2 protein-coding genes are annotated in these 1099 nt (G+C 60.0%); both read left to right on the top strand.

Going from position 1 to position 1099, the window contains the following annotated elements:
- A partial coding sequence (locus tag HP566_RS00845) for a hypothetical protein (protein WP_249975361.1) occupies positions 1-566 on the top strand: 566 nt, incomplete at its 5' end.
- Positions 567-584: 18 nt separating this feature from the next.
- Complete coding sequence (locus HP566_RS00840) at positions 585-1010, top strand: hypothetical protein (protein WP_249975360.1); 426 nt, start codon at positions 585-587, stop codon at positions 1008-1010.
- Positions 1011-1099: the final 89 nt, after the last annotated feature.

Raw genomic sequence — 1099 nt, 5'->3', positions numbered from 1 at the left:
TGCCGCCCGACCCCGAGCGGCCGGGCTACACCCTGCCTGGGGCCGGTATTATGGTCGGCGTGGGTGGCCTGCCCGGTGCACTGGCCCAGTGGGAGTATATCCGCCGCTTTATGGAAGAAGGGGCCGAAGCGATTACCCCCTCCGCCAGGGAGTGGGGCGTGGCGTGGTACAACGCCTACGTGGCCCGTGAAAAAGCTGAGTGCGAGCGCACCAATGATACGGCCCGCTGGCGACGCTTTCGGCGCAAACGGCTGTGGGAGCATGCCCGCTTCGCCCACTGGTACACCGAGTACCGCATGAAGCATGTGCTGCCCAAAGCCGTGCCGGATGACTGGCTGGCAGAGTGGTCCAAACCTCTTCCCAAGGCGCAGTGGGCCACACCCTCTCAGGCATTGACGGAACTCAGCGAACACCTACGCGCCGCCTACCAGCGTGGCGAGAAATTCAGTGAGATGGGCGATATTGAAAAGCGCTTTGGGGTCACCCCCCCTGATACCCGCCAACACGCGTATCCTGCGTTTCCGTTTAGGCGGAAGCAGGTGATGAATGAAGCCATGGATGAATAGCACTCAACGGTAAGATGGATGTTTAAAACCACCCCCCAAGAGGCTCTGCCCCCCATGCGCGCCGGTGAGCGGGAAAGCCGTGCCGGGGGCGAGCAGTACTGCTTAAGCCCCTTGCCGCTGCCCACCGAGAGCGAGTACGCGGTGGACGTGGCGCATATTGATGTGCGCCATGATGAGGTCAGCATGGATATTCGTCAGGGCGCCAGCCCCGATAGCCTGATGACGGCAGGGCATATGCTTAGCGTGGGGCTTGTGGCGATGACCAGCTTTGGCTTACTGCTGTTAATCATGGCAGTAATAAAAAACACTATGTATGGAGTAGCGTTTTCCGTATGGGGGGGGGCTGTATTTCATTTTCCTGTATGTTTTCTTTGCTGGCATTATGGCGGCAAACTTGGTATTGACACGCACCGCGCCTATTCGCCTGAATCGCCAGCGCCGTGAAGTGGCCTTTGTGGTGGAACCCCCCGGCCGCTTCTGGCTACCCGCGCCGCAAAATCTTTGGTTGATCTCTACGGTTGGCACCGCCGCTG

This window comes from Vreelandella olivaria (assembly GCF_023507745.1).
GTDB lineage: Bacteria > Pseudomonadota > Gammaproteobacteria > Pseudomonadales > Halomonadaceae > Vreelandella > Vreelandella olivaria_A.
The sequence above is the reverse complement of the archived record's forward strand: the minus strand, read 5'-3'. Positions and strand labels throughout refer to the sequence as shown.

Coding starts and splice junctions, on each gene's coding strand:
- HP566_RS00840 (WP_249975360.1), top strand. CDS start 585: ATGTTTAAAACCACCCCCCAAGAGGCTCTGCCCCCCATGCGCGCCGGT.